General features: G+C 61.6%; 25 protein-coding genes. 17 read left to right on the top strand and 8 right to left on the bottom strand.

What is annotated here, in order from left to right; all coding sequences use genetic code 11:
* Positions 1–88: 88 nt before the first annotated feature.
* A complete protein-coding gene (locus tag ATI14_RS17430) occupies positions 89–307 on the bottom strand; it encodes a hypothetical protein (RefSeq protein ID WP_016969992.1) in 219 nt (72 codons plus the stop codon).
* Between the two features lie 326 nt (positions 308–633).
* Here ATI14_RS17430 and ATI14_RS17435 point away from each other — a divergent pair, with 326 nt between their 5' ends.
* The gene (locus ATI14_RS17435; RefSeq protein ID WP_130886685.1) at positions 634–1,041 is read left to right on the top strand and encodes a hypothetical protein; all 408 of its coding nucleotides are present in this window, start codon (positions 634–636) and stop codon (positions 1,039–1,041) included.
* 131 nt (positions 1,042–1,172) lie between these two features.
* Here ATI14_RS17435 and ATI14_RS17440 read toward each other — a convergent pair whose 3' ends face one another.
* The 4 genes from ATI14_RS17440 to ATI14_RS17455 form a co-directional block, all read right to left on the bottom strand.
* Positions 1,173–1,424, bottom strand: coding sequence for a DUF6124 family protein (locus ATI14_RS17440; RefSeq protein WP_016969989.1), 252 nt, complete (start codon positions 1,422–1,424; stop codon positions 1,173–1,175).
* A 322-nt stretch (positions 1,425–1,746) separates the two neighbouring features.
* A complete protein-coding gene (locus ATI14_RS17445; RefSeq protein ID WP_016969987.1) occupies positions 1,747–2,997 on the bottom strand; it encodes a flavin-containing monooxygenase in 1,251 nt (416 codons plus the stop codon).
* Positions 2,998–3,153: 156 nt separating this feature from the next.
* Positions 3,154–3,594 carry a type II 3-dehydroquinate dehydratase gene (locus ATI14_RS17450; protein WP_016969986.1) on the bottom strand — a complete coding sequence of 147 codons (441 nt, stop codon included), beginning with the start codon at positions 3,592–3,594 and terminating at the stop codon, positions 3,154–3,156.
* A gap of 17 nt (positions 3,595–3,611) precedes the next feature.
* Positions 3,612–4,034 (bottom strand): RidA family protein, encoded by a 423-nt coding sequence (locus ATI14_RS17455; protein ID WP_016969985.1) that lies wholly within the window; start codon positions 4,032–4,034, stop codon positions 3,612–3,614.
* A gap of 185 nt (positions 4,035–4,219) precedes the next feature.
* On the opposite strand from ATI14_RS17455, the gene ATI14_RS17460 reads away from it, so the two are divergent.
* The 7 genes from ATI14_RS17460 to argE all read left to right on the top strand — a co-directional run bounded on the left by ATI14_RS17460 (position 4,220) and on the right by argE (position 11,415).
* Complete coding sequence (locus ATI14_RS17460; protein WP_016969984.1) at positions 4,220–5,194, top strand: LysR family transcriptional regulator; 975 nt, start codon at positions 4,220–4,222, stop codon at positions 5,192–5,194.
* Between the two features lie 309 nt (positions 5,195–5,503).
* The gene (locus ATI14_RS17465) at positions 5,504–7,021 is read left to right on the top strand and encodes an amino acid ABC transporter permease/ATP-binding protein (RefSeq protein WP_031319614.1); all 1,518 of its coding nucleotides are present in this window, start codon (positions 5,504–5,506) and stop codon (positions 7,019–7,021) included.
* Between the two features lie 26 nt (positions 7,022–7,047).
* A complete protein-coding gene (locus tag ATI14_RS17470; RefSeq protein WP_016969979.1) occupies positions 7,048–7,920 on the top strand; it encodes a phytanoyl-CoA dioxygenase family protein in 873 nt (290 codons plus the stop codon).
* 43 nt (positions 7,921–7,963) lie between these two features.
* Positions 7,964–8,794 (top strand): ABC transporter substrate-binding protein, encoded by an 831-nt coding sequence (locus ATI14_RS17475; protein ID WP_016969976.1) that lies wholly within the window; start codon positions 7,964–7,966, stop codon positions 8,792–8,794.
* Between the two features lie 54 nt (positions 8,795–8,848).
* On the top strand, positions 8,849–9,580 hold the full coding sequence (locus ATI14_RS17480) for a class II aldolase and adducin N-terminal domain-containing protein (protein ID WP_017254116.1): 732 nt from the start codon (positions 8,849–8,851) through the stop codon (positions 9,578–9,580).
* A gap of 9 nt (positions 9,581–9,589) precedes the next feature.
* On the top strand, positions 9,590–10,267 hold the full coding sequence (locus tag ATI14_RS17485; RefSeq protein ID WP_080520326.1) for a DUF1028 domain-containing protein: 678 nt from the start codon (positions 9,590–9,592) through the stop codon (positions 10,265–10,267).
* Positions 10,264–11,415, top strand: coding sequence for an acetylornithine deacetylase (gene argE, locus ATI14_RS17490; RefSeq protein ID WP_016970898.1), 1,152 nt, complete (start codon positions 10,264–10,266; stop codon positions 11,413–11,415). The genes ATI14_RS17485 and argE overlap by 4 nt, the downstream gene beginning before the upstream one ends.
* A gap of 119 nt (positions 11,416–11,534) precedes the next feature.
* Here argE and ATI14_RS17495 read toward each other — a convergent pair whose 3' ends face one another.
* A complete protein-coding gene (locus ATI14_RS17495) occupies positions 11,535–12,773 on the bottom strand; it encodes an acyl-CoA dehydrogenase family protein (RefSeq protein WP_016970899.1) in 1,239 nt (412 codons plus the stop codon).
* A 263-nt stretch (positions 12,774–13,036) separates the two neighbouring features.
* Between ATI14_RS17495 and ATI14_RS17500 the strand changes: the two genes are divergently transcribed.
* The gene (locus ATI14_RS17500) at positions 13,037–13,996 is read left to right on the top strand and encodes an ABC transporter substrate-binding protein (protein WP_016970900.1); all 960 of its coding nucleotides are present in this window, start codon (positions 13,037–13,039) and stop codon (positions 13,994–13,996) included.
* Between the two features lie 177 nt (positions 13,997–14,173).
* The gene (locus ATI14_RS17505) at positions 14,174–14,554 is read left to right on the top strand and encodes an addiction module antidote protein (protein WP_016970901.1); all 381 of its coding nucleotides are present in this window, start codon (positions 14,174–14,176) and stop codon (positions 14,552–14,554) included.
* Between the two features lie 247 nt (positions 14,555–14,801).
* On the opposite strand, the gene gudD is transcribed toward ATI14_RS17505, so the two are convergent.
* Positions 14,802–16,127, bottom strand: coding sequence for a glucarate dehydratase (gene gudD / locus ATI14_RS17510; RefSeq protein WP_016970902.1), 1,326 nt, complete (start codon positions 16,125–16,127; stop codon positions 14,802–14,804).
* Between the two features lie 19 nt (positions 16,128–16,146).
* Entirely contained in the window at positions 16,147–17,508 is a 1,362-nt protein-coding gene (locus tag ATI14_RS17515) for an MFS transporter (protein ID WP_016970903.1), read from the bottom strand.
* A gap of 338 nt (positions 17,509–17,846) precedes the next feature.
* Here ATI14_RS17515 and ATI14_RS17520 point away from each other — a divergent pair, with 338 nt between their 5' ends.
* The 7 genes from ATI14_RS17520 to ATI14_RS17550 all read left to right on the top strand — a co-directional run bounded on the left by ATI14_RS17520 (position 17,847) and on the right by ATI14_RS17550 (position 24,526).
* Positions 17,847–18,557, top strand: a complete 711-nt coding sequence (locus ATI14_RS17520; RefSeq protein WP_016970904.1) for a FadR/GntR family transcriptional regulator — start codon at positions 17,847–17,849, stop codon at positions 18,555–18,557.
* 24 nt (positions 18,558–18,581) lie between these two features.
* Positions 18,582–19,277 (top strand): tRNA (adenine(22)-N(1))-methyltransferase, encoded by a 696-nt coding sequence (locus ATI14_RS17525; RefSeq protein WP_016970905.1) that lies wholly within the window; start codon positions 18,582–18,584, stop codon positions 19,275–19,277.
* A gap of 106 nt (positions 19,278–19,383) precedes the next feature.
* Positions 19,384–19,683, top strand: coding sequence for a DUF3144 domain-containing protein (locus ATI14_RS17530; protein WP_016970906.1), 300 nt, complete (start codon positions 19,384–19,386; stop codon positions 19,681–19,683).
* A 1,622-nt stretch (positions 19,684–21,305) separates the two neighbouring features.
* Positions 21,306–21,998: a methyl-accepting chemotaxis protein gene (locus ATI14_RS32105; protein WP_370590101.1), complete on the top strand. Its 693-nt coding sequence runs from the start codon at positions 21,306–21,308 to the stop codon at positions 21,996–21,998.
* A 274-nt stretch (positions 21,999–22,272) separates the two neighbouring features.
* Positions 22,273–22,899, top strand: a complete 627-nt coding sequence (locus ATI14_RS17540) for a glutathione S-transferase family protein (protein ID WP_016970908.1) — start codon at positions 22,273–22,275, stop codon at positions 22,897–22,899.
* 164 nt (positions 22,900–23,063) lie between these two features.
* On the top strand, positions 23,064–23,576 hold the full coding sequence (locus ATI14_RS17545; RefSeq protein WP_016970909.1) for a sigma-70 family RNA polymerase sigma factor: 513 nt from the start codon (positions 23,064–23,066) through the stop codon (positions 23,574–23,576).
* Positions 23,573–24,526: a FecR domain-containing protein gene (locus ATI14_RS17550; RefSeq protein WP_016970910.1), complete on the top strand. Its 954-nt coding sequence runs from the start codon at positions 23,573–23,575 to the stop codon at positions 24,524–24,526. Before ATI14_RS17545 ends, ATI14_RS17550 begins: the two co-directional genes overlap by 4 nt.
* Positions 24,527–24,599: the final 73 nt, after the last annotated feature.

Raw genomic sequence — 24,599 nt, forward strand, 5'->3', positions numbered from 1 at the left:
TTTACCCACTCTGAGCCAACGCAGTCTCTTATGAGAGGCGAATATTGACCCAAGGCTGACCCTGCTCTCGCGAAACGCGGGGTCGGAGTTATCTGATTTGGAACAGGCGGGAGATCGCGGTCATGGCCTTGTCTCCGTCAGTTTCATAGAGACCGAACAGGCGCCTTTGGTCGCTCAGACGATGAAGCCGAAAATGGTTATAGAACGCTTGGCCTAAGCGCTGATTATCGAATGTTCCGCGTTCCCAAAGAGTTAAAAACTCTTGATACGCAACGCGCTCAATTTCCAGTCTCGGCATGCTTTCCATATACACATCCACTTATGTCAGCGATGACCGAATCCTACTGACGCCGGACAGATGCGGCAATGCGCGTTGGGGGGCGATTTTTAATCATCCGAGCTGGCTTTGGAGTTTTTACACACTCTGGGCCGTTAGCTGCCGCTCCTGACCGTCCGCTTCCGGCCAACAGGAGCCAGTCAAGAGCGTTTAGGAAATCAGGGGCGATTGTTGGCTACTGGAAGTATTTTTACAAAAATAGAACAAACCGATTTGGTAGGTATTCTACCTAATCGGTTATATTTTCTCCGAGTATGCAATGTATCCAACCCAACAAATTTCGGAGAATAAAAACCGTGAAGGGAATGTTTGTGCTGTTTCCACTGCTGCTGCTTTCGGCATGTGTGACCGACCAACTGGACAACGGCTTCGCACGCCTGCGGGGACAACCCGTGTCCGTGGCGATCGACAGGCTGGGCGTTCCGACCAGCGAACGAACGTTGGCCGGCCGCCACGTCTACACTTGGACCACCTCGCAAATGGTATCCACCTATCAGCCAAGCAGCAGTGTCTCCACCGGTAAAGTGCCGACCGGTAGCGGTAAATCTACTTATTCGGGGACCAGCATCGGCGGGACCACCGTTCAGATGAATGCGACGTGCAAGATTGATATCGAAGTGGATGGTCAAGAGATCATTCGCAACGCGTCGTATGACGGTGATGTCGGGGCATGCGGGAAGTATGCGCAGGCGTTGAGCCGTTAAGTGAAGCGCTTGCTCTTGTTGCCGACTGTCCATGGCAGAAACAGCCTTTAAAAACGTCACAGCAACCGAAGGCCATCAAGCCGTCAACACTACCGACGGCTCAATGGTCTGCCAGCTGTGGGTTCGAAAGCTTAACTCCCCACCACAGCAGCTTCCCGCTCCATCAACCTGTCCATCAACAAAACCCCCAACTCACTCAATTGGTGAATCGCAAGGGCGACATCGCGTTGCTTGCCGGTCAGGTCCTCCGACAGGTCGAGCAACAAGGCAGTGACAGAAGAAAAGGTTTCGTAGCTGTTGGTGATCAGGGTTTCGTTGCTGGCGTCGGCGGCGACGCTGAACAGGCTGGATGGTGGAGGCGGGTTGGGCGTGACTTTATGCATGTGTGTTGTACCTGATTAGGGCCAGCACCTCTTCGCTACTAAACGAAGGGGTGGCAGCTGTGCACAGGTTAGTAGACCGGGGAAACACACAAAGCCGGCGCGCCCGAGGGCGCCCTGCGCACAGCCACCATCAAGTACAGACAAGAACATCTGAGAGATGAGGCTCATGCACTTTATGTTGTCACGCGGGCTACTAAACCCGATCACTGAGTTGTCAGCGACCGGGCAACCTTAGAGACGCCCACTGCAGCGCACAAGCCGGCGGATTCTGACGCAAGCGTAGGCAAGGGAGCAAGGCGCTGTCGCCTCGGACTTTGCTGTTTCAGGGCTTGCTGTAGGACATGTACTCATTCTGCAAAACAATATGGTCGGCCACGTACTTGGCGTCGTGCCACACGCCGTAAATAAACGACGATGCACGGTTGACCAGGTTGGGCAGGCCAAGGAAGTAAATCCCGCTCTGCGCCGAGATGCCGCGCTTGTGGAAGGGCTCGCCTTTAGCGTCGAAGGCATCGACTTGCAGCCAGCTGAAATCGAACGTAAATCCGGTCGCCCACAGAATGCTGGTCACGCCGGCCTCGGCCAGGTTCAGGCTGAGCGTGGGGTTCAGCAGGCATTCGGGGTCGGGCAGCAGTTCCCAGGCTTCGGGTTCCTGGGGGAAGGGCAGGCCGTTGGCTTCGATGTAGGCATCGGCGTCGCGCAGCACGTCGAAGTAGGCGCGGTCGCCTTCGGCTACGTTGGCGGCCAGGCCCGGTGCGAAGGTCATGACGCCGTCGTTCCAGTCGCGGGTGACGCCGACGAGGTGGATGCCCTGGTGGGCCAGCCGGCGAAAGTCCACGGTCTTGCCGCCTTCGTAGCCACTGACGGCAAAGGCCACGTGCTTTTTCTTCGGCTGGATTTTGACTTCGTCCCACAAGCCCAGCGCGCCGAGCCACCAGCAGTAGTCGCGGCCACGGTAGGCGCGGGGCGGGCGGTAGTGCTCGCCGACGGAGAGGTAGACGGTTTTGCCGGCCTTTTGCAGTTCTTCGGCGATCTGCGAGCCGGAGGCGCCGGCGCCCACCACCAGCACGGCGCCTTCGGGGAGTTGGCCGGGGTTCTTGTAGGCGGACGAGTGCAGTTGATGCAGCGGCGCCGACGCCGGGACGATGCTGGGAATCGAAGGTCGCTGGAACGGGCCGGTGGCGGCGACCACGTTGGCGGCTTCGATCACGCCCGCCGAGGTGGTGACCTTGAAGCCGGGGCGGCCCGTGTGGCGCTGCACTTGCAGCACTTCCACGCCGGTGCGCACAGGCGCCTGCAACTTGGCCACGTACGCTTCGAAGTAGTCGGCCATGCGCTCTTTCGGCGGGAAGGCTTCGGGGGAGACGCCCTCGAATTTCAGCCCCGGAAAGCGGTCGTGCCAGGCCGGGCCGTTGGCGACCAGTGAGTCCCAGCGCTCCGAGCGCCAGCGTTCGGCGATGCGGTGGCGCTCCAGCACAATATGCGGCACGCCCATCAGTGACAGGTGTTCGCTCATGGCAACCCCGGCCTGGCCTGCGCCGACGACCAGGGTGTTGATGGTTTCTACTGACATGGGGCGTTTCCTGAGAATAAGAAATTTATCTGCGCAACACCGGGTTCCAACTGTGGGAGCTGGCTTGCCTGCGATGGCATCAACCCGGTCTGTCTGATGCACCGCGGTGCCCGCATCGCAGGCAAGCCAGCTCCCACAGTTGGGCGGTGGTGTTTTTTAGGGTTTCAGCAAGGTGGCCACCGCCGTGAGGGCCAGTTCGTAGCCCAGCGCGCCCAACCCGGCGATTACGCCTGTGGCGGCTTTGGACACGTACGAGTGATGCCGAAAACCCTCGCGCTTCCAGATGTTGCTCATGTGCGCTTCGATGATCGGACCGTCAAAGGCCAACAGCGCATCCAGGATCGGTACCGAGCTGTAGCTCAACCCGGCGGCGTTGATCACGATGGCGTCGCCGTGCAGCCGGGCTTCTTGAATCCAGTCCACCAGCACGCCTTCGTGGTTGCTCTGGCGAAACTCCAGGCTCAAACCCAGCTCGGCGGCGTGGCGTTGGCAACGCGCTTCGATGCTGGCGAAGCTCTCGCTGCCGTAGGTGCCGTTTTTGTCCAGCCCGTAGAGGTTGGCGTTGGGCCCATTGAGGAAAAACACGCGGTGGGTCATGGCGTACTCCAGGTTGGTCAAGGCTGCCAGTCGTCCGGCACTACGGCGATCACGTCGATTTCCATCAGCCATTCCGGCTGGCCAAGGCCGGAAATCACCAGCCCGGTGGAGATCGGAAACACGCCTTTGAGCCACTTGCCGACTTCCTGGTACACCGGTTCGCGGTAGCGCGGGTCGATCAGGTAGGTGGTGGTTTTGACGATGTGGCTCAGGTCGGAACCGGCTTCTTCCAGCAGTTGCTTGACGTTTTTCATCGCCTGTTCCGCTTGCGCGCGCGGGTCGCCGAGGCCGACGAGGTTGCCGTCGAAATCGGTGCCGATCTGCCCTCGTACATAAATGGTGTTGCCGGCGCGCACGGCCTGGCACAGGTCGTTGTCCAGGGCCTGGTTGGGGTAGGTCTGCTGGGTGTTGAACATGCGGATGCGGGTGTGAGTGGGCATGGCGGTGGCTCGTCGGCAGCGGGATGAAAACAGCTTCACACCGCGCCCGCCGTGGCGAAACCAGCATTTGTGCGGGGTAGTGCTTAGGAAAAACCGAAGCCCTGCGCCTCGTCGGCTGGCGCCGCGACCCGGCACGAACTCTGCAATACCCGCTGCGTACACCCATTTGTTGCTGTGGAGGCGTGATGCTCAGTCGTATAACCCAACGCCAGCTGGAATATTTCGTCGCGTCCGGCGAGGCCGGCAGCATCAGTGCAGCGGCGGAACGCATTCATGTGTCGTCGCCGTCGATTTCGGCGGCGATCACCCATATGGAGGCGGAGCTTGGGATTCAGCTGTTTGTGCGCCATCACGCCCAGGGCATTTCCCTCACCGCCGTAGGGCGCCAGGTGATGCAGGAGGCCAAGCTGATTCTGGAACAGATGACCAACCTCTACACCATCGCCTCGGAGTCGTTGAACAGCGTGCGCGGGCCGTTGCGGGTGGGTTGCCTGGAGTCGCTGGCGCCGATGATCACCCCGGAACTGGTGTTTGGTTTTGGCCGCGCGTTTCCCGGCGTACGCCTGACCCAGGCCGAGGGCAACCATGAGGAATTGCTGGAAAAACTGCGCAGCGGCGAGCTGGATATCGCCCTGACCTATGACCTGGTGACCAGCCCCGATATCGACTTCCAGCCCCTGGCGCAACTGCCGCCATATGTGATGGTCGGCGAGTATCACCCGTTGGCCAACCTGCCGGCGGTCAGCATGCAAGACCTCGAGGCCTACCCGGTGGTGCTGCTCGACACGCCGTGGAGCCGCGATTATTTCCTCAGCCTGTTCATTCAGGCGGGCACCACGCCGAACATCATCATGCGCTCCACCAACCTCGAAACGGTGCGCGCCATGGTGGGCAATGGCATTGGTTATTCCTTTGCCAATGCGCGGCCCAAATCGAATCTGTCCCAGGACGGCAAACGCGTGATCCGCCTGCGCCTGGCGGGCTCGCACCGGCCGATGCGCCTGGGTTACGCCACGGCCAGCAACACCCAGCTGTCGCGGGTGGTGTCGGCGTTTGCCGAGCGTTGCCGCATGTTTGTGTCCGACCAGTACATCCCCGGCATGGCGCCGCCGAGCTTTTTTGATCCGCACGCGGTGCGGGTAATGAGTGGGGTGAGTTGAGGTTGCACCAATAAGTGGCGTGCGCGTTTTGCTCGCGCACTATTTTGGATGAGGGCGCCATGCCAGGCGTAACACAGATCTACTGTGGGAGCTGGCTTGCCTGCGATAGCGGTCTGCCTGTGGATGAGATGCCAACTGAGCCACCGCCATCGCAGGCAAGCCAGCTCCCACATTCGCTATCAGTGCCTTCAGAGGGCTGCATAGGTTCTGCCTACCCAGTGCCCCGGCTTTTACGAATTGACCCTGGGCACCTCCCGCCACGACTCTGAACCCATCGATGTCGATCCACTTATTCAGGGCACCACCACGATGACTTTCGACTGGCACTACATGTTTGGTTTGCTCGGCGATGCCGAGTTCTGGCGCGCGACGTGGACGGTCATCAAGCTCAGCACCCTGACCTGGCTGTTGAGCATCGCCTTGGGCTTTCTGCTGGCGCTGGCCAAGCAATCGAAAAGCCCGCTGCTCAGCCTGCCGGCTCGTGGCTATATCTGGCTGTTTCGCAGCCTGCCGCTGCTGGTGCTGCTGATTTTCATCTACAACCTGCCCCAGGCGCTGCCGGGGACTTCGGCGGTTCTGGCCGACCCGTTCTGGTCCGGCCTGCTGGCGCTGGTGATCTGCGAAACCGCCTACGTGGCCGAGATTCATCGCGGCGGTCTGCTCTCTATTCCCAAGGGCCAGGGCGAAGCGGCGCGGGCGCTGGGCCTGCGGTTTTTCGGTACCCAAATACGCGTGGTGATTCCCCAGGCGCTGCGCGTGGCCTTGCCGTCGCTGGCCAACGAATACATCTCCATCGTCAAGCTCACGTCGCTGGTGTCGGTGATCTCCCTCACTGAAATCCTGATGGTCGGCCAGCGCCTGTATTCGCAGAACTTCCTGGTGATTGAAACCATGGCGGCGGTGGCGTTCTTCTATGTGTTTATCGTCACCGTCTTCGACTTCCTGCTCAAACGCCTGGAGCGCTTTCTCGACGTCAACCAGCGCAACGTTTCCCGCGTGCCGGACGCGGCGGTGCTGGCCCTGGCCACTCAACAACGCCCGGCCATTGCGCGCCCGGCCAGCACTGGCGTGGCCGCGTTGCAGGCCTCGCGGTTGCACAAGGCTTACAACGACATCGAGGTGCTGGGCTCGGTCAATCTGCAGATTCAGCCGGGGGAAGTGGTGTCGGTGATCGGGCCGTCGGGCTCGGGGAAAACCACGCTGATCCGTCTGCTTAACGGCCTGGAGCAACTGGACAACGGCGAGATTCATATCAACGGCCTGCCGTTCATTCATTTGCATAAAACCGGCGCGCTTAAACCCCAGTTCATTGAGCACACCGAGCACCGCCTGAACATCGGCATGGTGTTCCAGAGCTTCAACCTGTTCCCGCATTTGAGCGTGCTCGACAACCTGCTGATGGCGCCCAAATACCATCGCCTGGGCGCCACCAGTGAGCTGAAACAGCAGGCCTACGCGCTGTTGCACAAGGTGGGCATGCTCGACCACGCCTGGAAGTACCCGCACCAGTTGTCCGGCGGCCAGCAGCAGCGCGTGGCGATTGCCCGCGCCTTGATGATGCGCCCGCAAATCATGCTGTTCGACGAGCCCACCTCGGCCCTCGACCCGGAGAAAGTCAACGAAGTACTCCAGGTCATCGAGGCGCTGGCCGGGGAGGGCATCACCATGGTGATCGTCACCCACGAGATGAATTTCGCCTTCAAGGTCTCCGACCGCATCGTCTTCATGGAGAAGGGCCGCGTGGTCTGCGACGACACACCGGTTGCCTTGCGCAGCGGCCATAACCCACGCGTGGAGGCGTTCCTCAAGGACGTCTCGCTGGCGTGAACCCTCTAACCTTCAGGAACAAAACAATGATCGGGCAAGCACAAGTCGAACAATTCCAGCGTGACGGTTTTTTGGTGGTAGAAGGCGTGCTCTCGCCGGAGGAAGTGGCCGCGTTGCAGCACGACTTCGACCAGTGGGTTGAGGAGAGTCGCGGCCATGTTGAAGGCTGGGGCGCTACCGTGGATGGCCGCGCGCGCTTTGACCTGGAGGGCGATCACCGTGCGGATCACCCGTCGTTGCGCCGGGTCAGTTCGCCCACGGAGATTTCCCCGGCCTACGAGCGGGTGGCGTTGCAGTCGCGCATGGCGGCGATTTCGGCGCAATTGGTCGGCGCCGGCGGTGCGCGTTTCCATCACAGCAAGATCAACTCGAAACTGCCCCACACCGCGACCCAGGTGAAGTGGCATCAGGACTTTCTGTTCACGCCCCACAGCAACGACGACATCGTCACCGCCTTGCTGATGGTCAGCGAAGTGACCCCGCAAAACGGCCCGCTGAATGTGATCCCCGGCAGCCATAAAGGCCCGCTGTGGTCGCACTGGCAGAACCAGCGGTTCACCGGCTCGGTGGATGATGCGGTGGTCGCCGAACACTGCCAGCAACCGGTGGCCTGCTACGGCCCGGCCGGTTCTGTGTGCTTCATGCACACCCGGCTTTTGCATGCGTCGAGCCCTAACGAGACCGAACTGCCGCGCACCTTGTTTATCAGCGTTTACGCCGCTGAAGACGCGCTGCCATTCGGCGAGAACCCGTTGCCCAGCGCACACGCCGGCCTGTTGGTGGCCGGTGAAGAAAGCGGTTTGGTGCGCTCCACGGACAACCAGCTGCGCTTGCCGCAGAAACCCCGTGGCGCCTCCTTTTTCGTGCAACAGGCCGGCCAGGATTCCGCCACGGCCTGACTGCTTAATCCACGCGCTTCTTAAACCCTTGCAGGTAATGACCATGACAGCATTTCGTAAACGTGTTCGCCCCCTTGCCGTGTGCCTGTTGGGCACTGCGGTGGCACTGACCTCGCTGGCCGCTTCGGCGTTCCAGCAGGACGGCAAGATCATCGCCGGTTCCGACGTGACCTTCTTTCCGTATGAGTACATGGACAACAACAAGCCAGCGGGTTTTGACATCGAGTTCATGGAAGGCCTGGGCAAGGTCATGGGGCGCAAGGTCGAGACCCTCGACACGCGCTTTCCCAACCTGATCACCGGCCTGCAAGCCGGGCGCTTTGATGTGACCAACTCGTCGATGTACATCACCGCCGAGCGCGTCAAAGTCATCGATATGATCCCCTACCTGAAAAGCGGCGAGTCGATCCTCACCCTCAAGGACAGCGCCTATAAACCCAAGACCCCGGAAGAGTTCTGCGGCCACAAGCTCGGCTCCATGGGCGCCACGTCCTGGCTGGCGCAGATGCACAAGCTGTCGGATGAGTACTGCGTGGCCAAGGGCCTGAAGCCGATCCAGATCAGCGAATACAGCACCGACCCGCAAACCACCCAGGCCCTGCTCGCCCACGCGGTGGAAGCGCAGATCACCGACGCGGCCGTGGCCCGTGGTGTGATCGACAAGCTGGGCAGCCGCGTGGTGATTTCCTCCGACACGTTGATCTACCCGGTGCTCAATGGCTTTGGCGTGAAAAAGGGCAATGACGAGGTGAAAAAAGCCCTGGTCGATGGCCTGGCCAAATACCGCGCTACCCCGGAATACGCCGCGTTGCTCAAGAAGTACAACTTCGAGGCACCCACCGACGCCGACATCGCCGAACTGATGCCCAAGTAAGCCAATCGAGCGCGCCGCAACCTGTTGCGGCGCGCGCCTTGTGGAGACCGATTCATGGCGTTATCCCTCGAAGAACAGGCGCGCATCGACCTGGCGGCGACCTTTCGCATCATCGCCCATGTGGGCATGCACGAAGCGGTGGCCAACCACCTGAGCGCCGCCGTGTCGGCCGATGGCAAACAGTTTTTGCTCAACCCCAAGTGGAAGCATTTCTCGCGTATTCGCGCCAGTGACTTGCTGTTGCTGAATGCCGACGACCCGGCCAGCGCCGACCACCCGAATGTGGATTCCACCGCCTGGGCGATTCACGGGCAGATTCATCGCCTGTTGCCGCACACCCGCGCCGTGCTGCATTTGCACCCGGTCTACACCACGGCGGTGGCGTGCCTGGCCAAGCCGCACATTCCGCCGATCGACCAGAACACCGCGCGCTACTTCAACCGCGTAGCGGTGGATGAACTCTACGGCGGCATGGCCGACACCGAAGCCGAGGGCGCGCGCCTGGCCGGCCTGCTCGACGGCAAAAGCCGCCTGCTGATGGGCAACCATGGCGTGATGGTCACCGGCGTTTCCATTGGCGAGGCCTTTGACGACATCTGGAACCTGGAGCGCGCCTGCCAGATTCTGGTCACGGCGTGGTCTACCGGGCAGCCGCTGCGTGTGCTGTCGGACGACGTGGCGGAGAAAACCGCACGGGGCTGGGAAGGGATTGCCGACTTCTCGCGCCAGCACTTTGAAGAGATGAAGCAATTGATGATCGACGCCGACCCGTCGGTGCTCGACTGAGGGCTTTTTATGACGTTTTCCGTTGTCGCCCGCTGCGCTGAAACCGGCCAGCTGGGCATTGCCATCAGCTCGTCGAGCATTGCCGTGGGCGCGCGTTGCCCGTGGTTGCGCCCCGGTGTGGGCGCGGTGGCGTCACAGAACATCACCTTGCCCAGCCTGGGGCCGTCGGTGCTGGACCGGCTGGAGCAGGGCATGGCGCCGATCGAGGCGCTGGCCCGCGTGCTGGAAAACGAGGAACATCGCGAATACCGCCAGGTGACGGTGATTGATCAAGAGGGCCGCACCGCGCATTTCAGCGGCGCGCAAACGTTGGGGATTCACTCGGCACTGAGTGGTGAGCAATGCGTGGCCGCCGGCAATATGCTCGCCAACCCCGGTGTGGTCGGTGCCATGGTGCGCGCGTTCGAGCACGCCTCCGGGCACCTTGCCGACCGCTTGCTTGCCGCGCTGCACACCGGCCAGGCCAAAGGCGGTGAAGCCGGGCCGGTGCATTCGGCGGCGCTGGTGGTGGTGGACGATTTGCTGTGGCCCATCGTCAACCTGCGCGTGGACTGGGCCGATGAAGACCCGATCGGCGCCCTCGACCAGCTTTGGCAAGCCTATCGCGGCCAGTTGCAGGCCTACATCGACCGCGCCCTCAACCCGCAACAGGCGCCGGGTTACGCTGTGCCGGGAGATGACCGATGAGCAGCAGCCGCGACCTGCTTGCGCAACTGGTGCGCTTCGACACCACCAGCCGCGAATCCAACCTGGCGTTGATCGACGGTGTGCGCACCTACCTGCAGGGCCACGGCGTGGCGTGCGAACTGGTGTTCAACGAGCATAAAAACAAGGCCAACCTGCTGGCGACCATCGGCCCGGCTGACGTGCCCGGCATTGTGTTGTCCGGCCATACCGACGTGGTGCCGGTGGACGGTCAGCGCTGGAGCGTGGCGCCGTTCGAGCTGACGGAAAAAGACGGCAACTTGTATGGCCGCGGCACGGCAGACATGAAGGGTTATATCGCCTGCGTGTTGGCCAGCGTGCCGGCGTTGGTGGCGGCGCCGTTGCGCATGCCGGTGCATATCGCGCTGTCCTATGACGAAGAGGTGGGCTGCCTGGGCGTACGCTCGCTGATCGAAAGGTTTCACGGGCAACCGGTCAAGCCTCTGTTGTGTGTGATCGGTGAGCCCACTGAGCTCAAACCGGTGCTGGGCCATAAAGGCAAACTGGCGATGCGCTGCGAAGTGCACGGCGCTGCCTGCCATTCGGCGTATGCGCCCTCGGGCGTGAATGCCATTGAATACGCCGCGCGCCTGGTGGGTGAGCTGGTGCGACTGGGCGAAACGCTCAAGGCACCGCAGCATCAGGATGCGCGGTTTGATCCGCCGTTTTCCACGGTACAAACCGGTGTAATCGCGGGGGGCAAGGCGCTGAATATCGTGCCGCAGAACTGCAGTTTTGATTTTGAAGTGCGCTCGCTGCCGGCCGGGAACCCCTGGCATATCGCAGAGCAGTTGCGCGACTACGCCGAGAAGCAGTTACTGCCCGCGATGCAGGCAGTCAGTGGCCAGTGCGCGATCCATTTCAGCGAACTTTCCAGTTACCCAGGCCTGGCCACCTCGGTCGAAAGCCAGGCCGCCGAGTGGGTGGCGCAATTCTGCGGCTCTCGGGATTACGGCACGGTGGCGTTTGGCAGCGAAGGCGGGCTGTTTGACCAGGCGGGCATCCCCACCGTGGTGTGCGGGCCGGGCAGCATGGAGCAGGGGCACAAGCCGGATGAGTTCATCAGCATGGAGCAGTTGGCGGCGTGCGACCGGATGCTGGCGCGGGTGGTTGCGTTTGTGAGCCAGTAGCACGGTCAACAAATGTGGGAGCTGGCTTGCCTGCGATAGCGGTGGGTCAGCAGCCCCATGTTTGACTGATGGATTGCTATCGCAGGCAAGCCAGCTCCCACAGGGGATGGGTGGTGTTTTCAGTGCTTCGCTACACCCACTCGCCACTGCGCGGGCGGCAACACGCCATTGACCAGGTAGTTGCCCACAATCCGCGACTTGTACACCCGCGGGTTGTGGTTCGCCAGGGTGCGCGCGTTGCGCCACAGCCGGTCCAGCGCCTTGTTGCTGGCCGTGGCACTGGCGCCCAGGGCATCGAACAATGCCGTGGTCGCGGCGAGTGTGGCATCAATCACCGGGTTTACCGCCAGGCACACTTCCAGTTCCGCCAGTGCCACCTGCGGGTCATCGTCATGCAGCGGTTGGTCGTGGGTGATCAGGTAGTGCGCGGTGTCGTCCAGACGCCGTGCGGCTTGCTGGGTGATGGCGTGCGCGGCGTAGGCCTGGCTGGCGACTTCGCCGATCACTTGCAGCAATTGCACGTCTTGCGCGGCGGAATCCGCGTTGCCGGTGGTAAAGGTTCGGGCGCGCGCTCTGAGCTCTTCGGCACCACTGAGTGCCGCACGGCGAGCGATGCCGGCGAGGGTGGCGAGGTGGTAGATCTGGAAGAAGGATTGCCCATAACCGAAACGGTGCGTGGTAGGCCGACCTTCGTCTTCCAGCGGTGCGTTGTCGAAAATGCAGGTGCCGCTGGCGGTGAGGCGTTGGCCAAAGCCGTTCCAGTCGTCGACGATCTGCACGCCCGGCGCCTTGAGGTCGACGACCACGCTGTGGGTTTCGCCGTCTTCGCCGGTGGCGATGGTGTTGATCAGGTCGCTGTAGAGCGCGCCGGTGGTGTAGAACTTTCTGCCGCTGATGCGCAGGGTGCCGTCGGCATCGCGGTGCAGGCGGGTTTCAAATTCGCCGCGCGTCTGGTTGCCCACTTCGGTGCTGCCCGGGGAGAGCAGGGCGCCCTGGCCGAGGCGGTCGAGCCAGCGGGCGCGCCAGTCGGGGTCCTTGGCGCACAGCACGTCTTCGCAAAAACCAAAGTGCCCGCGCAGCGCCTGGGTAATGTTGGAGTCGGCGGCGGACAGCTCGGTAAGCAAGGCCAGCAGTTCGGCGAAGGTGGCACCCTGGCCGCCATGGCTTTCAGGTAGACGCCAGCGCGGCAAGCCCAGTGCGTTCAGTTGCTGGATGACGTCGGCCAGGCTGGCGCGGGTCTGATCCGCTTCGGCAGCCCCGGCGAGAATGTGGGCAAAGAGCGGGCGAAACGGTGCAGCCAGTTGTTCATAGCGGGCAGACGGCGGTGCGCCCCAGAGATTCAAAGCAGGATTGGACATGATTGACCTTGCCGGGCCGGTACGCGTGGTCGCGACGGCGCTGTAAAAGGGGGTTGGAAGCGAGGCCCAGTGGTCTGGTGACGTCACCCTAACCCACGGGTGGCGAAGTTTTTAATACGAAAAATTGCTATGAAGCTGCGCGGTGGTTCTATCCATAGTGCGCAACAGTATTAAACCTCGCGCTTTTATTGCGATAGCTTCTACGGGCGCCACGCTCGGCGACCCTCAAACCCTTTTCTCATTACCAGACTGCACGCCCACAGATGGTTGAGTCCGCCATCAACCTGTGGATCGTATTCATGATCAACCGTCGCAATATGCTTGCCCTGCTGGGCCTGGCTTCTCTCTCGCTGCAGGGTTCTTCGGTATGGGCAGCAGAGCCGCCCACCCTCACTGTGGGTGACCAGTTCTTCTCCAATCGCATCGTTTTGGAGCTGTCCGGCGAGTTGAAAGACCTGCCGTACAAGATCGATTTCAAGCGCTTCAACACTGGCTCGCCGGTGGCCTCGGCCGTGGCCAGCGGCGCGCTGGATGTGGGGATTGTCGGTGACACGCCGGTGATCAGCCTCGCCGCCAATGGCGCGCCGGTGAAGGTGGTGGCCAGCACGCAAACCAGCCTCGACGGCGTGGGCATTGTGGCGCGCAAAGGCATTCAGTCGGTGGCTGACCTAAAAGGCAAAACCGTTGCGATCTGGAACGGTTCCTGGAGCCAGCAACTGGCCTACAAGGCGCTGGATGAAGCCGGTGTGCCGCGCAGCAGTGTGACGTTCAAATACCTGCTGCCGGCCGAAGCCAGCCTGGCGCTGACCCAGGGCGATATCGACGCCTTCGGCACATGGGAGCCCTATGTGTCGCTGCAGGAAAAAGAGGGCAGCACGCTGATTCGCAATGCCAAGGGCCTGATGAGCGCGCCGACCTATATCGTCGCGTATGAGCCGGCACTGGCGCAAAAAGGCGCAATCATCAAAGACTTCATCGCCCGGCTGACCCGCGCGCGGGTGTGGAGCAACAGCCATGTCGACGAGTACGCCGAAGCCTGGTCGAAGGCCAACCAGTCCGCGCCGGAAATTGCCAAGGTGTGGTTCAAGCGCGATGCGATCAAGGTGCTGCCGATCTCGCCGACGATTGTCAGCGAAGCCCAGGCCACGGCGGATTTCCTGGTGGACGCGCAGATGCTCAAGCAGCGGTACGACGTGACGCCGTTGTTTGATCGGGCGCTTTAAACGGCAGGGAAACAAGCGCTAATAGAATTGAACGGCTGCTCCTGCGGGGCTGGGCCAGGTTTTTTTGATCCGGAGCTCACCGGAACTGAAAACTCACTAGCTTTAGCAGGTGGTAGCCACTAGGCTACAAAAACAGCGAGGTAACGGTGACCTTTAGTACTCTAAAAGGTAAATGAAATGAGTGAACAGAAATTCAAACCCGAGGATATGCCGATCCTCGATCTTGATACGTCCGGAACCAGCGTTTACGAGGCTTCGCGCTTCCTCGACAGCCCGGAGGTGATCAGTGCGTATTTGGCGCAAAGCATGAAATCGCACGACCCCCAAATACTCATGAAGGCACTTGCCGAGGTTGCCAAGGCCCAAGGCGTGAACAAGGTGGCCGAGGCGGCGGGGGTCAATCGGGAGAGCCTTTATAAAACCCTCAAAGGCGGCTCGAAAACCCGTTATGAGACGGTGCAGAAGTTGATGCTGGCCCTGGGGGTTGAGCTTACGGTGCAGCCGATTGCGTCCGGGAAAGCCGCCAGGGCTAAATCGGTGTCGGCTGGAAAACCCTGAATCCGACAGTACCCATGACATTTCGAGTGATCTTGTTGTGGTGAGCGGTCTTCTTGTGGCGGATGGGGTTTGTTGTGGTGAGCGGGCTTGCCCCGCGTTGGAGTGCGAAGCGCTCCCAAACTCCGGCGACGCGGTGCAACTGATAAAGCGCGTCGTCAGGTTTTAGGGCTGCTTCGCAGCCCAACGCGGGGCAAGCCCGCTCGCCACAGTAAGCCTGCTACCTCCCTCATCTGTGATTGGGCGGGCGTTAACGCACCAGGCACGGCTGCTTGTTGTTGAAGCGCCAGCCCGGAATCAAAAACTGCATCGCCACGCTGTCGTCCCGCGCCCCCAGGCCCATGCCTTTGTACACTTCGTGGGCGTTGGCCACGGCGTCCATGTCGATGTCCACCCCAAGGCCCGGCTTGCTCGGCACCTTCACGTAGCCGCCTTCGATTTTCAGCGGTTCTTTGGTCAGGCGCTGGCCGTCCTGCCAGATCCAGTGGGTGTCGATCGCGGTGATGTCGCCGGGTGCGGCGGCGGCGACCTGGGTGAACATCGCCAGGGAAATGTCGAAGTGGTTGTTGGAGTGCGAGCCCCAGGTCAGGCCCCATTCATGGCACATCTGCGCGACACGCACCGAGCCTTGCATCGTCCAGAAGTGTGGATCGGCCAGGGGAATGTCCACCGATTGCAGCTGGATTGCGTGGCCCATTTCGCGCCAGTCGGTGGCGATCATGTTGGTGGCGGTTTTCAGGCCCGTGGCGCGGCGGAATTCAGCCATGACTTCGCGGCCCGAGTAGCCATTTTCGGCGCCGCACGGGTCTTCGGCGTAAGCCAGTACGTGATGCTGGTCGCGGCACAGACGCACGGCTTCCTTGAGCGACCAGGCGCCATTGGGGTCGAGCGTGATGCGCGCATCCGGGAAGCGTTCGGCCAGCGCCGTGACGGCTTCGATTTCGGCATCGCCGCTCAGCACGCCGCCCTTGAGTTTGAAGTCGTTGAAGCCGTATTTGGCTTTGGCGGCTTCGGCCAGGCGCACCACGGCTTCACTGGTCAGGGCCGTTTCGTGGCGCAGGCGGAACCAGTCATCGTCGGCGTCGGCTTCGTTGCGATAGGCAAGGTCGGTGGTCGTGCGATCACCCACGTAGAAGAGATAGCCGAGCATTTTTACCGCATCGCGTTGTTGCCCTTCGCCGAGCAAGGCCGCGACCGGCACTTCCAGGAACTGCCCCAGCAAGTCGAGCAACGCCGCTTCCATCGCCGTGACGGCGTGAATGGTGATGCGCAGGTCAAAGGTTTGCAGGCCACGCCCCGCCGAATCCCGCGAGGCAAAGGTGGTGCGCATCTGGTTGAGGACGCGCTGGTACTGGCCGATCGGCTGGCCGACCACCAGGCTGCGGGCGTCTTCCAGGGTTTGGCGAATGCGTTCGCCGCCGGGCACTTCGCCCACGCCGGTGTTGCCGCTGCTGTCCTTGAGAATCACGATATTGCGGGTAAAAAATGGCCCGTGAGCGCCGCTGAGGTTGAGCAGCATGCTGTCATGGCCGGCAACGGGGATGACCTGAAAATGGGTAACGACAGGGGTAGTCATGGCAAGGTCCTGAGTCTGCTTAAAGAGGTTTGCTGAGGGCGACACCGGCGGGCACAGCACCCGGCGCAATCAATACGGAGGAGGGCGAGGTCTTGGCGAAGAACACCAGGATCGCCGCGAGGATAGACGTACCGGCCAAACCATAGAGGCCGCCTTGAATCGAGCCGGTGGTCTGTTCCAGAAAACCGAAGGTGGTCGGCGCCACAAACCCGCCCAGGTTGCCGATGGAGTTGATCAACGCAATCACGGCAGCGGCGATGCGCACGTCCAGATAGCCCTGCGGGATCGGCCAGAACAACGACGAGGCCGACTTGAAACCAATTGCCGCAAAGCAAATCGCAACAAAGGCGAAAATCGGCCCGCCGGTGGTGGACATGAACATCCCGGCCGCTGCGATCAACAGCGCTGCCGCCACCCAGGCCTGCTGGAACTTGAACTTGCCCGACAGCGAGGCGAAGGCGTACATGGCGATGATCGAGATCAGCCACGGGATCGAGTTGAAGAACCCCACCTGCACATCACTGAGGTCGCCCATCTTTTTGATGATGCTCGGCAGCCAGAAGGTGGCGGCGTAGATGGTCAGTTGAATGCAGAAATACAGCACGCAGAACAGCAGGATCTGACGGTCCTTGAGCAGCTTGCCGAGGGTGGGTTTGACGGTGGTCAGCGCTTCGCGGTCGCGCTGTTCCTGGTCGATGACGCCCACCAGCGCGTCCTGCTCTTCGCGGCTCAGCCATTTGGCGTCGTGGGGTTTGGAGTCCAGCCAGAACCACACGAAAAAGCCCAGCGCCACCGAGGCCAGGCCTTCGATGGCAAACATCCATTGCCAACCGTGGAAGCCAAAGCCTTCGATCTGCAGCAGCGCACCCGACAGCGGCCCGGAAATCAGCGAGGCCACCGCCGAGCCACTGAGGAAGATCGCGATGGCTTTGCCGCGCTCAACGCCAGGCAGCCAGCGGGTGAAGTAATAGATCACGCCGGGAAAGAAACCCGCCTCGGCCACGCCCAGCAGAAAACGCAGGATGTAGAACTGGGTTTCGTTCTGGATGAAGGCCATCAACGTGGCGACGATGCCCCAGGTGAACATGATGCGGGTCAGCCAGATGCGCGCGCCAACCTTTTGCAGCAGCATGTTGGAGGGCACTTCGAAGAGCGCGTAGCCAATGAAGAACAGCCCGGCACCCAGGCCATAGGCGGCGGCACCGATGCCCAGGTCATGCTCCATGTGCGTGCGCACGAAGCCGATATTGACCCGGTCGATGTAGTTGAGGATGAACATGATCACGAACAGTGGGAGCACATGGCCCTTCACTTTGCTCACGGCACGCGCGAGGACTGAATCACTTTCTGAAGCGGCAGATGCATGGCTTGAATTGTTCACAATTCAAAACTCCCCCTGATTATTTTTATGCGGGTTTGCGTGTCTTGTTGATAGACATCATACAAGTGGTTTTCTGAATACCGCAATGCAGTGGTGGCTGTTTTTGTTTTTATAAGCGAATGAGTTGAGTGAGCGTTTTGGTTATTTGCTCAATGGATATAGGGCTTTCTGTCGAATTTTTCGCGCCGGTTGTCGTCAGGATTCACGCTTTGAGGCTGCAGTGGCGCATTTTTGATTTCGGTAAAAATAGATGAGTTGTCATACAAGTCGATTGCTTTTCGAATCCGGCCCGTGAGGGTGTTAAGCTCCCTCCAGCCCAACCCCGTGGACCCGCAGCGATGCCTGTTGAAAGTGCAAATCTCGTCCGTAGACGTTCCAGCAACCTCGCTCAAGGCGTGGTCGAAGCGCTGACCCAGCGCATTTTGCTCGGCCAGCTTAAACCCGGTGAAAAACTGCCTTCGGAATCCACCATCGTGCTGGAGCACGGCGTGAGCCGAACGGTGGTGCGCGAGGCCATTTCCAAATTGCAGGCGTCGGGCCTGGTGGAAACGCGCCACGGTATCGGCACCTTTGTGCTGGCGCCTCGCGCCCAACAGGGCTTGCGTTTGAACGTGGACACGGTCGCCAGTGTGCGCAACATGCTCGAACTGCGCCTGGGCCTGGAGGTGCAGGCCGTCGCGCTGGCCGCGCTGCGCCGATCTGGCGAGCAACTGGCGCAGATGCGTCAGGCGCTGGACGACTACCAGGCCTCGCTGGCCAACAACGACAGTTGTGTGGAGGAAGACAAACGCTTTCATCAACTGATCGCCGAGGCCACCGGCAATACGTTTTTCACCGAGATCATGCTGCACCTGGGCAATGCAATGATCCCGCGTACCCAGGTCAAGGGCGCCGAGCGCGGTGGCGCCGACTTCGCCCGGCTCGGGCAGTTGGCCAACCTGGAGCACGAGGCGATCTTCAATGCGATCAAGCGCCAGGACCCCGATGCGGCGCGCGCGGCGATGGTGCTGCACCTGACCAACAGCCGTGACCGTTTCTCGGGTGAGTAACCCTCTGGTGATAAGGAACACACGTTGAACGAACACACGTTATCCAGACGCCTTGAGCGCGTGGCGGCGAACGTGCCTGCCGGCGCGCGCCTGGCCGATATCGGCTCGGACCACGGCTATCTGCCGGTGGCAATGATGCGCCGCGGCCTGATCACGGCGGCGGTGGCGGGGGAGGTGGCGGCCACGCCCTTTCACGCGGCCCGGCGCACCGTGCGCGAAAACGCGCTGGAACAGCACATCACCGTGCGCCTGGCCGACGGCCTGGCGGCGATTGAACCGGGCGACGGCATCACCGCCATCAGCCTGTGCGGTATGGGCGGCGAGACCATTCGCGACATTCTTGAAGCCGGCAAGGCGCGGCTCGGCGGCAGGGAGCGCCTGGTCCTGCAGCCCAACGGCGGCGAGCAACCGCTGCGTCAATGGTTGATGAACAACGGTTACCGCATCCTCACTGAAGAGTTGCTGCTGGAAAATCGTTTCTACTACGAGATTATCGTCGCCGAACGCGGCGAGCCTGTGACTTACACCCAGGAAGAACTGTACTTCGGCCCCCTGCACATACAGGCGCGCAGCCCGCAGTTCCTGGCCAAGTGGCAGCGCATGCTGCGCCAGAAACACAAGACCCTCGCCAGCTTCGAACAGGCGCGGCAGGCGGTGCCGCAGGAGAGGCTGCAGGAGGTCGCGCAGCAGGTGCGGTGGATCAGTGAGCTGCTGGCTTGAATGGCCGGCGCAACAGTTGATCGCCTCACGGTGAGGGCACGCCTGCCAACCCGCCGCCGGATATGCTCCAATGGCCGCCTTCGTTTAATCACCCGGGAACCCGACCATGGCCGACACCACCGACCAAGCCTTTTACGACCGCGCAGACGCCCATATCGAGCTGTCGAACGAACAGCTCAACACCTGCGAAAACCTCGGTGAAGTCAGTGCTTCAATGATGTTCGGCACCACACGCTTCAATGCCTGGGCCAGTGCACGCAACTTCAAGTCAGGCGCCGAAATGGCCGCGGCCCGTGAGGCGATGCTGACGTATTTCTGTGATCAGTACCGCATGATGCTGGAAGACAACCTGGATGATCACATCAATAATTTCAGTCAGTACATGCGGGTGAAAGCAGAGGGTTGATCAGACTCCTCTAAAAAGTCGGCAACCCTTTGCTGACCCCCTGAACATCCGATCGGCGTCTCCGGGGGTTACAGGCGTGTGCTCGGTATTGAGTGTTTTTGCCCCATATTTGTGCGCGCGGCGTTGACGATCGGCTGGCGCAGCGCCTATCTCCAGCCCCTATCCCGACGGCCCATATCTTGCTAGTGCCAAACTAATCAATGACATGGCATTTTGCTTCTAGTCATTTTTCAGGTTGCTTCAGGGAGTGGTCGGCCATGCACAGTCTTTTATCACCCGGTATCCGTCTGCTCGGCCGTTTCGGTTTTGCGCGCAAGTTCCAGATCCTGTTTTTCCTGTTCATGCTGCCCCTGGCCGGGAGCCTGTGGATGATCGGCCAGGACTATCGCGACAAGCTCGCGGTGATTTCCAGTGAACAATCCGGCGTGCGCCAGTTGCTGGCCCTGGACACGCTGGATGGCCAGTTGACCGCGCAGCGCAACCTGGCTGCGCGCTGGAAAGCCCTGGACATCCAGCACACGCCAACACCGGCGGCCCAGGCCGCGATGGACAAAGTGGACGCCGGTAGCCCTGCCATTGCCCAAAGCCTGCAGGCCTTGGGCGATGCGCTCAAACAACACAATGCCAGCGCCGACACCCTGGCGCGTTTCGAGGCGTTGCAGGCGACGGTCAAGGGCATGGACAGCCAGGCCCTGCGCACCGTGGGCTGGTGGCCGGACGGCTACGACCGTTTCACCGCAGCCCTGACCGCGATGCAAACCCTGCGTGAACAAATCACCCTGGACACCGGGCTGATTCTGGACCCGTGGCTGGAAACCTATCTGTTGATGCAGATCTCCACCCAGCACACCCCGGACCTGATCGAGCGTATCGGCCGCACGGCGAGTGTTGGCGAATCGTCCGTGGCGTCCGGGCAGTTCACCCTGCAAAGCCGCTTGCAGATGCGCGACCTGCGTGGCCGCATCGGGGACGCTCGCGACCAGTTGGCCAAGGCGGCGACCTCGCTCAAAGCCAAGCAGTATGCCGGGCTTGAACCCTGGACCGCGCAATACGACAACAGTCTGCAATTGCTGGATAGCGAGCTTAAAGCCCTGGACGATGGGGTCTTCGGCGGCAGCATCAAGCTCGACATCGCAGGCTTCGACCGCAGTGTCGACAGTACGCTCGGCGCCCTGGGCGCATTGCGCAGCCAGTCGTTGAACTCGCTGGATGAGCGCCTGGCTTACTACCGCGATCGCTCGCTCAAACAGTTCATCCCGGTGGTGGCGACGTTCAGCCTGTTGGCGCTGGCGGCGTTGTATCTGTTTATCTGCCTGCAAGCCTCGATCCGCCGCAGTGCCAGTGGCATCACCACGCTGGCCGAGTCCTTGCGGGACGGCAACCTGTGCGTGGAGGTGGCGGTGGAAGGCCGCGATGAACTCGCGGCCATCAGCACCGCGCTCAACGTCGCGGTGGTGCAGTTGCGCACCAGCCTGTTGGGCGTGAACCACGAGACCCAGCAGCTCGGCTCGGCGGTGCTCACGCTGAATTCGCAGTCGGGCAGTACGCTCACGGAAGTCGAAGACCAGCAACAGCAAATCAGCCAGATCGCCGCCGCGGCGACACAGCTGGCCGCCACCTCCATGGGCGTCGCCAAAAGCTGTGAGCAGGCTTCGGGCAGTGCCCAGAACACCCGGCGTATTGCCGAAGACAGCAGCCGCGACAGCCAGCGCACCACGGCCAGCATCCAGCAGCTCAACCAACGCCTCACCGACACGGCCAACGCGCTGGAACAGGTCAGCCAGCAAGGCCAGCAGATTCAGTCGGTGGTCGACACCATTCGCGGCATCGCTGAGCAGACCAACCTGCTGGCGCTGAACGCCGCCATCGAGGCCGCCCGCGCGGGCGAGCAGGGCCGGGGGTTTGCGGTGGTGGCCGATGAAGTGCGCAGCCTGTCGCAACGCACCCAGGCCTCGACGGCGCAGATTGCCGGCACCGTCGACAGCCTGCGTTCAACCGTCAGCCAGGCCGTCAGCTTGATGGGCGCTGCTTGCGATCAGGCGCTGACCGATGCCGAGTCCGTCACCGGGCTGGGCACGCGCCTGGGCGAGATTGCCGGCGCGGTGCAAAACGTCACCGACACCCTCGCGCAGATTGCGGCGGCGGTGGAAGAACAGGCGGCGACGGCGGATGAAGTCAGCGGCAATATCCAGCAGGTGGACCAGGCGGCAGGGCGCCTGCTCGACGGCGCCCGAGCCGTGAACCAGGCCGCCGACACCCTGAGCAAAGGCAGCCGCGCCCTGAGTGACAACACCGCCCGGTTTCGTCTGGTCTGAGGAACTGAATAGCTCGACCTGTCGAACGGGCTTCCTGTGGCGAGCGGGCTTGCCCCGCGTTGGAGTGCGAAGCACTCCCAATTGAGCCAACGCGGTGCAACTGATGAACCGCGTTGTCAGGTTTGGGGCCGCTTCGCAGCCCAACGCGGGGCAAGCCCGCTCGCCACAACAAGTTCGCTCGCCACGACGGCATGTCAGCAACTTCAGGGCACTCCACTGCACCTGTGCAGTCTGCTGATATACCCTCAACGCTCATCCCATGGAGTTGCCCCCGATGATCACCGTCCACCACCTCAACAACTCTCGCTCGCAACGCATCCTCTGGCTGCTCGAAGAACTCGGCCTGCCTTACGAAATCAAGCGCTACAGCCGCGATCCGAAAACCAACCTCGCCCCGGCTGAACTCAAGGCCATCAACCCGCTGGGCAAATCCCCGGTGATTGAAGACGGCTCCCTGGTGTTGATCGAATCCGCCGCCATCATCGACTACCTGATCCGCCGCCACGGCCAGGGCCGCCTGCAGCCCGAGCCGAGCACCGCCGCCTATGACAAATACGTGCAATGGCTGCACTTCGCCGAAGGCTCGGCCATGTTGCCGCTGATGCTCAATCTCTACGTCGGCCGCCTCGGCGACGCAGGCGCGCCGCTGCAACCGCGTATTCAATCGGAAGTGGCCAACTACCTGGGTTATTTGAACGACGTGCTGGCGGACACCCCGTACCTGTTGGGTGACGAGCTGAGCGGCGCGGATATCCAGCTGAGTTTCATCGGTGAAGTGGCCGGTGCCCAGGGCAAATTGCAGGCGTATCCGAACCTGGTGGCGTGGGTGAAGCGCTTCCAGGCACGCCCGGCTTACCGCAAGGCGGTGGAGAAGGGCGGCGAGTATGCGTTCGCGAAGTAGGCAGGTTCCGCCAGTGCGGGTATATGCCAAATCCAAAGGCCTTTGAAATTTTTTATTCTTTCCTAAGCTATACCGCGTTCATGCACAGTCCGCCCTTCCAGCGGTGGCCTGCCACCGCTTGTCAACCGCCAGGCTGAGTGGCCGTTATTCGCATGGAGCATGCAATGGGTGTGAATCAGAACCCACATTTCGGTCTGATTGGGCAGATGTTCAAGAGTGACTACAGCTGGCTGTGTACCCGGGTCAGCCGGGCGATGGGTTGCCCGCATGGCGCCCAGGACATCGCGTCGGAAACCTTTCTGCGGGTGCTGGCATTGCCGGACCCCGCCAGCATCCGCGAGCCGCGGGCATTATTGACCACCATCGCGCGACGCTTGATGTATGAGGGCTGGCGCCGCCAGGACCTGGAACGTGCTTACCTGGAAGCACTGGCGCAGGCGCCGATGATGGTTCACCCGTCGCCCGAGGAGCGGTTGCTGCTGATCGAAACCTTGCTGCAGGTGGACCGCCTGCTCGACGGTTTGTCCGCCAAGGCCAAGGCGGCGTTTTTGTATCACCAGTTGGACGGTCTGACTTACGCGCAAATTGCCGAGCAATTGCAGGTCTCGGTCAGCCGCGTCCAGCAGTACATGGTCGATGCGTTCAAGCGCTGTTATCTGGCGATGGCGCCGTCATGAGTCACAGTGTGCCGGATGAGGCGATTATCGACGAGGCCGCGCAGTGGATGGCGCTGTTGCAGTCCGGGCATGCCAGTGCGCAGGAACACACGGCTTTCCGTCGTTGGCGTGAAGGCGATCCGCGACGAGCCGAAGTCTTCAACATGATGGGCGGCGGCCTGGCCGTGCTGGCCAACGACGAACTGCGCCGCATGCCTCGCGACAGCCTGCTGCACACCCTCAACGCGCCGTCGGGCCGGCGCCGCTTCTTGCGCAACACGCTCGCCTTGGTGGGCTTTGTTTCCTTAGCGGGCATTGTCACGCGGCTGTCTGACACCTGGTTGCCCTTGGGCGCGTTGCGCACCGGCACCGGCGAGCGCCTGAACCTCACTCTGGAAGATGGCAGTGCATTGACGCTGGATGCGCGCAGCCGGGTGGTGACGCATTTTGATGCTCGGCAGCGGCTGCTGCAGCTGCTGGATGGCAAGTTGCTGGTGGATGTGTTCAAGGACAGCCTCAGGCCGTTTATTGTCGAGACCGAACACGGCCGCATGCGCGCGTTGGGCACGCGTTTTCTGGTGCAGCAGGGCGAGCATCACACCCACATCACAATGCTGCACTCTCAAGTGGAGATCACCACACGCGACGGCGCGGTGCAGGTCATCAAAGCCGGCCAGAAAGCCACGTTCAATGCCCAAGGCATCCTCACACTGGAAGCCGCCAGCGGGGGCGAGTCTTCCTGGACACAGGGGTTGCTGGAAGTACGTGACCGCTCCTTGGGTGAAGTGGTCGAGGCCCTGCGTGACTACCGGCGCGGCATCATTCGCATAAGCCCCGAGGCGGCGAGCCTCAGGTTGAGCGGGATTTTCCCGCTGGATGACAGCCAAAGCGCGCTGCAATTGCTGGCCAAATCGTTGCCGGTGCAGATCGATTACCACAGCCCGTATTGGGTCAGCATCGAGCGTCGATAAATAATTCGCCGGCCCTCTATAAAAAGCCTGGGGTTGTTGCACAAACGGTTGCAGGCAAAGGTTTGTCTGCCTG

Origin of the sequence: Pseudomonas tolaasii NCPPB 2192 (assembly GCF_002813445.1) — a bacterium.
GTDB lineage: Bacteria > Pseudomonadota > Gammaproteobacteria > Pseudomonadales > Pseudomonadaceae > Aquipseudomonas > Aquipseudomonas tolaasii.

Coding starts and splice junctions, on each gene's coding strand:
- ATI14_RS17440 (WP_016969989.1), bottom strand. CDS start 1,424: ATGCATAAAGTCACGCCCAACCCGCCTCCACCATCCAGCCTGTTCAGC.
- ATI14_RS17495 (WP_016970899.1), bottom strand. CDS start 12,773: ATGTCCAATCCTGCTTTGAATCTCTGGGGCGCACCGCCGTCTGCCCGC.
- argE (WP_016970898.1), top strand. CDS start 10,264: ATGAGCAGCAGCCGCGACCTGCTTGCGCAACTGGTGCGCTTCGACACC.
- ATI14_RS17455 (WP_016969985.1), bottom strand. CDS start 4,034: ATGCCCACTCACACCCGCATCCGCATGTTCAACACCCAGCAGACCTAC.
- ATI14_RS17460 (WP_016969984.1), top strand. CDS start 4,220: ATGCTCAGTCGTATAACCCAACGCCAGCTGGAATATTTCGTCGCGTCC.
- ATI14_RS17430 (WP_016969992.1), bottom strand. CDS start 307: ATGGAAAGCATGCCGAGACTGGAAATTGAGCGCGTTGCGTATCAAGAG.
- gudD (WP_016970902.1), bottom strand. CDS start 16,127: ATGACTACCCCTGTCGTTACCCATTTTCAGGTCATCCCCGTTGCCGGC.
- ATI14_RS32105 (WP_370590101.1), top strand. CDS start 21,306: ATGGGCGTCGCCAAAAGCTGTGAGCAGGCTTCGGGCAGTGCCCAGAAC.
- ATI14_RS17540 (WP_016970908.1), top strand. CDS start 22,273: ATGATCACCGTCCACCACCTCAACAACTCTCGCTCGCAACGCATCCTC.
- ATI14_RS17500 (WP_016970900.1), top strand. CDS start 13,037: ATGGTTGAGTCCGCCATCAACCTGTGGATCGTATTCATGATCAACCGT.
- ATI14_RS17470 (WP_016969979.1), top strand. CDS start 7,048: ATGATCGGGCAAGCACAAGTCGAACAATTCCAGCGTGACGGTTTTTTG.
- ATI14_RS17485 (WP_080520326.1), top strand. CDS start 9,590: ATGACGTTTTCCGTTGTCGCCCGCTGCGCTGAAACCGGCCAGCTGGGC.
- ATI14_RS17475 (WP_016969976.1), top strand. CDS start 7,964: ATGACAGCATTTCGTAAACGTGTTCGCCCCCTTGCCGTGTGCCTGTTG.
- ATI14_RS17520 (WP_016970904.1), top strand. CDS start 17,847: ATGCCTGTTGAAAGTGCAAATCTCGTCCGTAGACGTTCCAGCAACCTC.
- ATI14_RS17550 (WP_016970910.1), top strand. CDS start 23,573: ATGAGTCACAGTGTGCCGGATGAGGCGATTATCGACGAGGCCGCGCAG.
- ATI14_RS17445 (WP_016969987.1), bottom strand. CDS start 2,997: ATGTCAGTAGAAACCATCAACACCCTGGTCGTCGGCGCAGGCCAGGCC.
- ATI14_RS17480 (WP_017254116.1), top strand. CDS start 8,849: ATGGCGTTATCCCTCGAAGAACAGGCGCGCATCGACCTGGCGGCGACC.
- ATI14_RS17530 (WP_016970906.1), top strand. CDS start 19,384: ATGGCCGACACCACCGACCAAGCCTTTTACGACCGCGCAGACGCCCAT.
- ATI14_RS17465 (WP_031319614.1), top strand. CDS start 5,504: ATGACTTTCGACTGGCACTACATGTTTGGTTTGCTCGGCGATGCCGAG.
- ATI14_RS17545 (WP_016970909.1), top strand. CDS start 23,064: ATGGGTGTGAATCAGAACCCACATTTCGGTCTGATTGGGCAGATGTTC.
- ATI14_RS17505 (WP_016970901.1), top strand. CDS start 14,174: ATGAGTGAACAGAAATTCAAACCCGAGGATATGCCGATCCTCGATCTT.
- ATI14_RS17450 (WP_016969986.1), bottom strand. CDS start 3,594: ATGACCCACCGCGTGTTTTTCCTCAATGGGCCCAACGCCAACCTCTAC.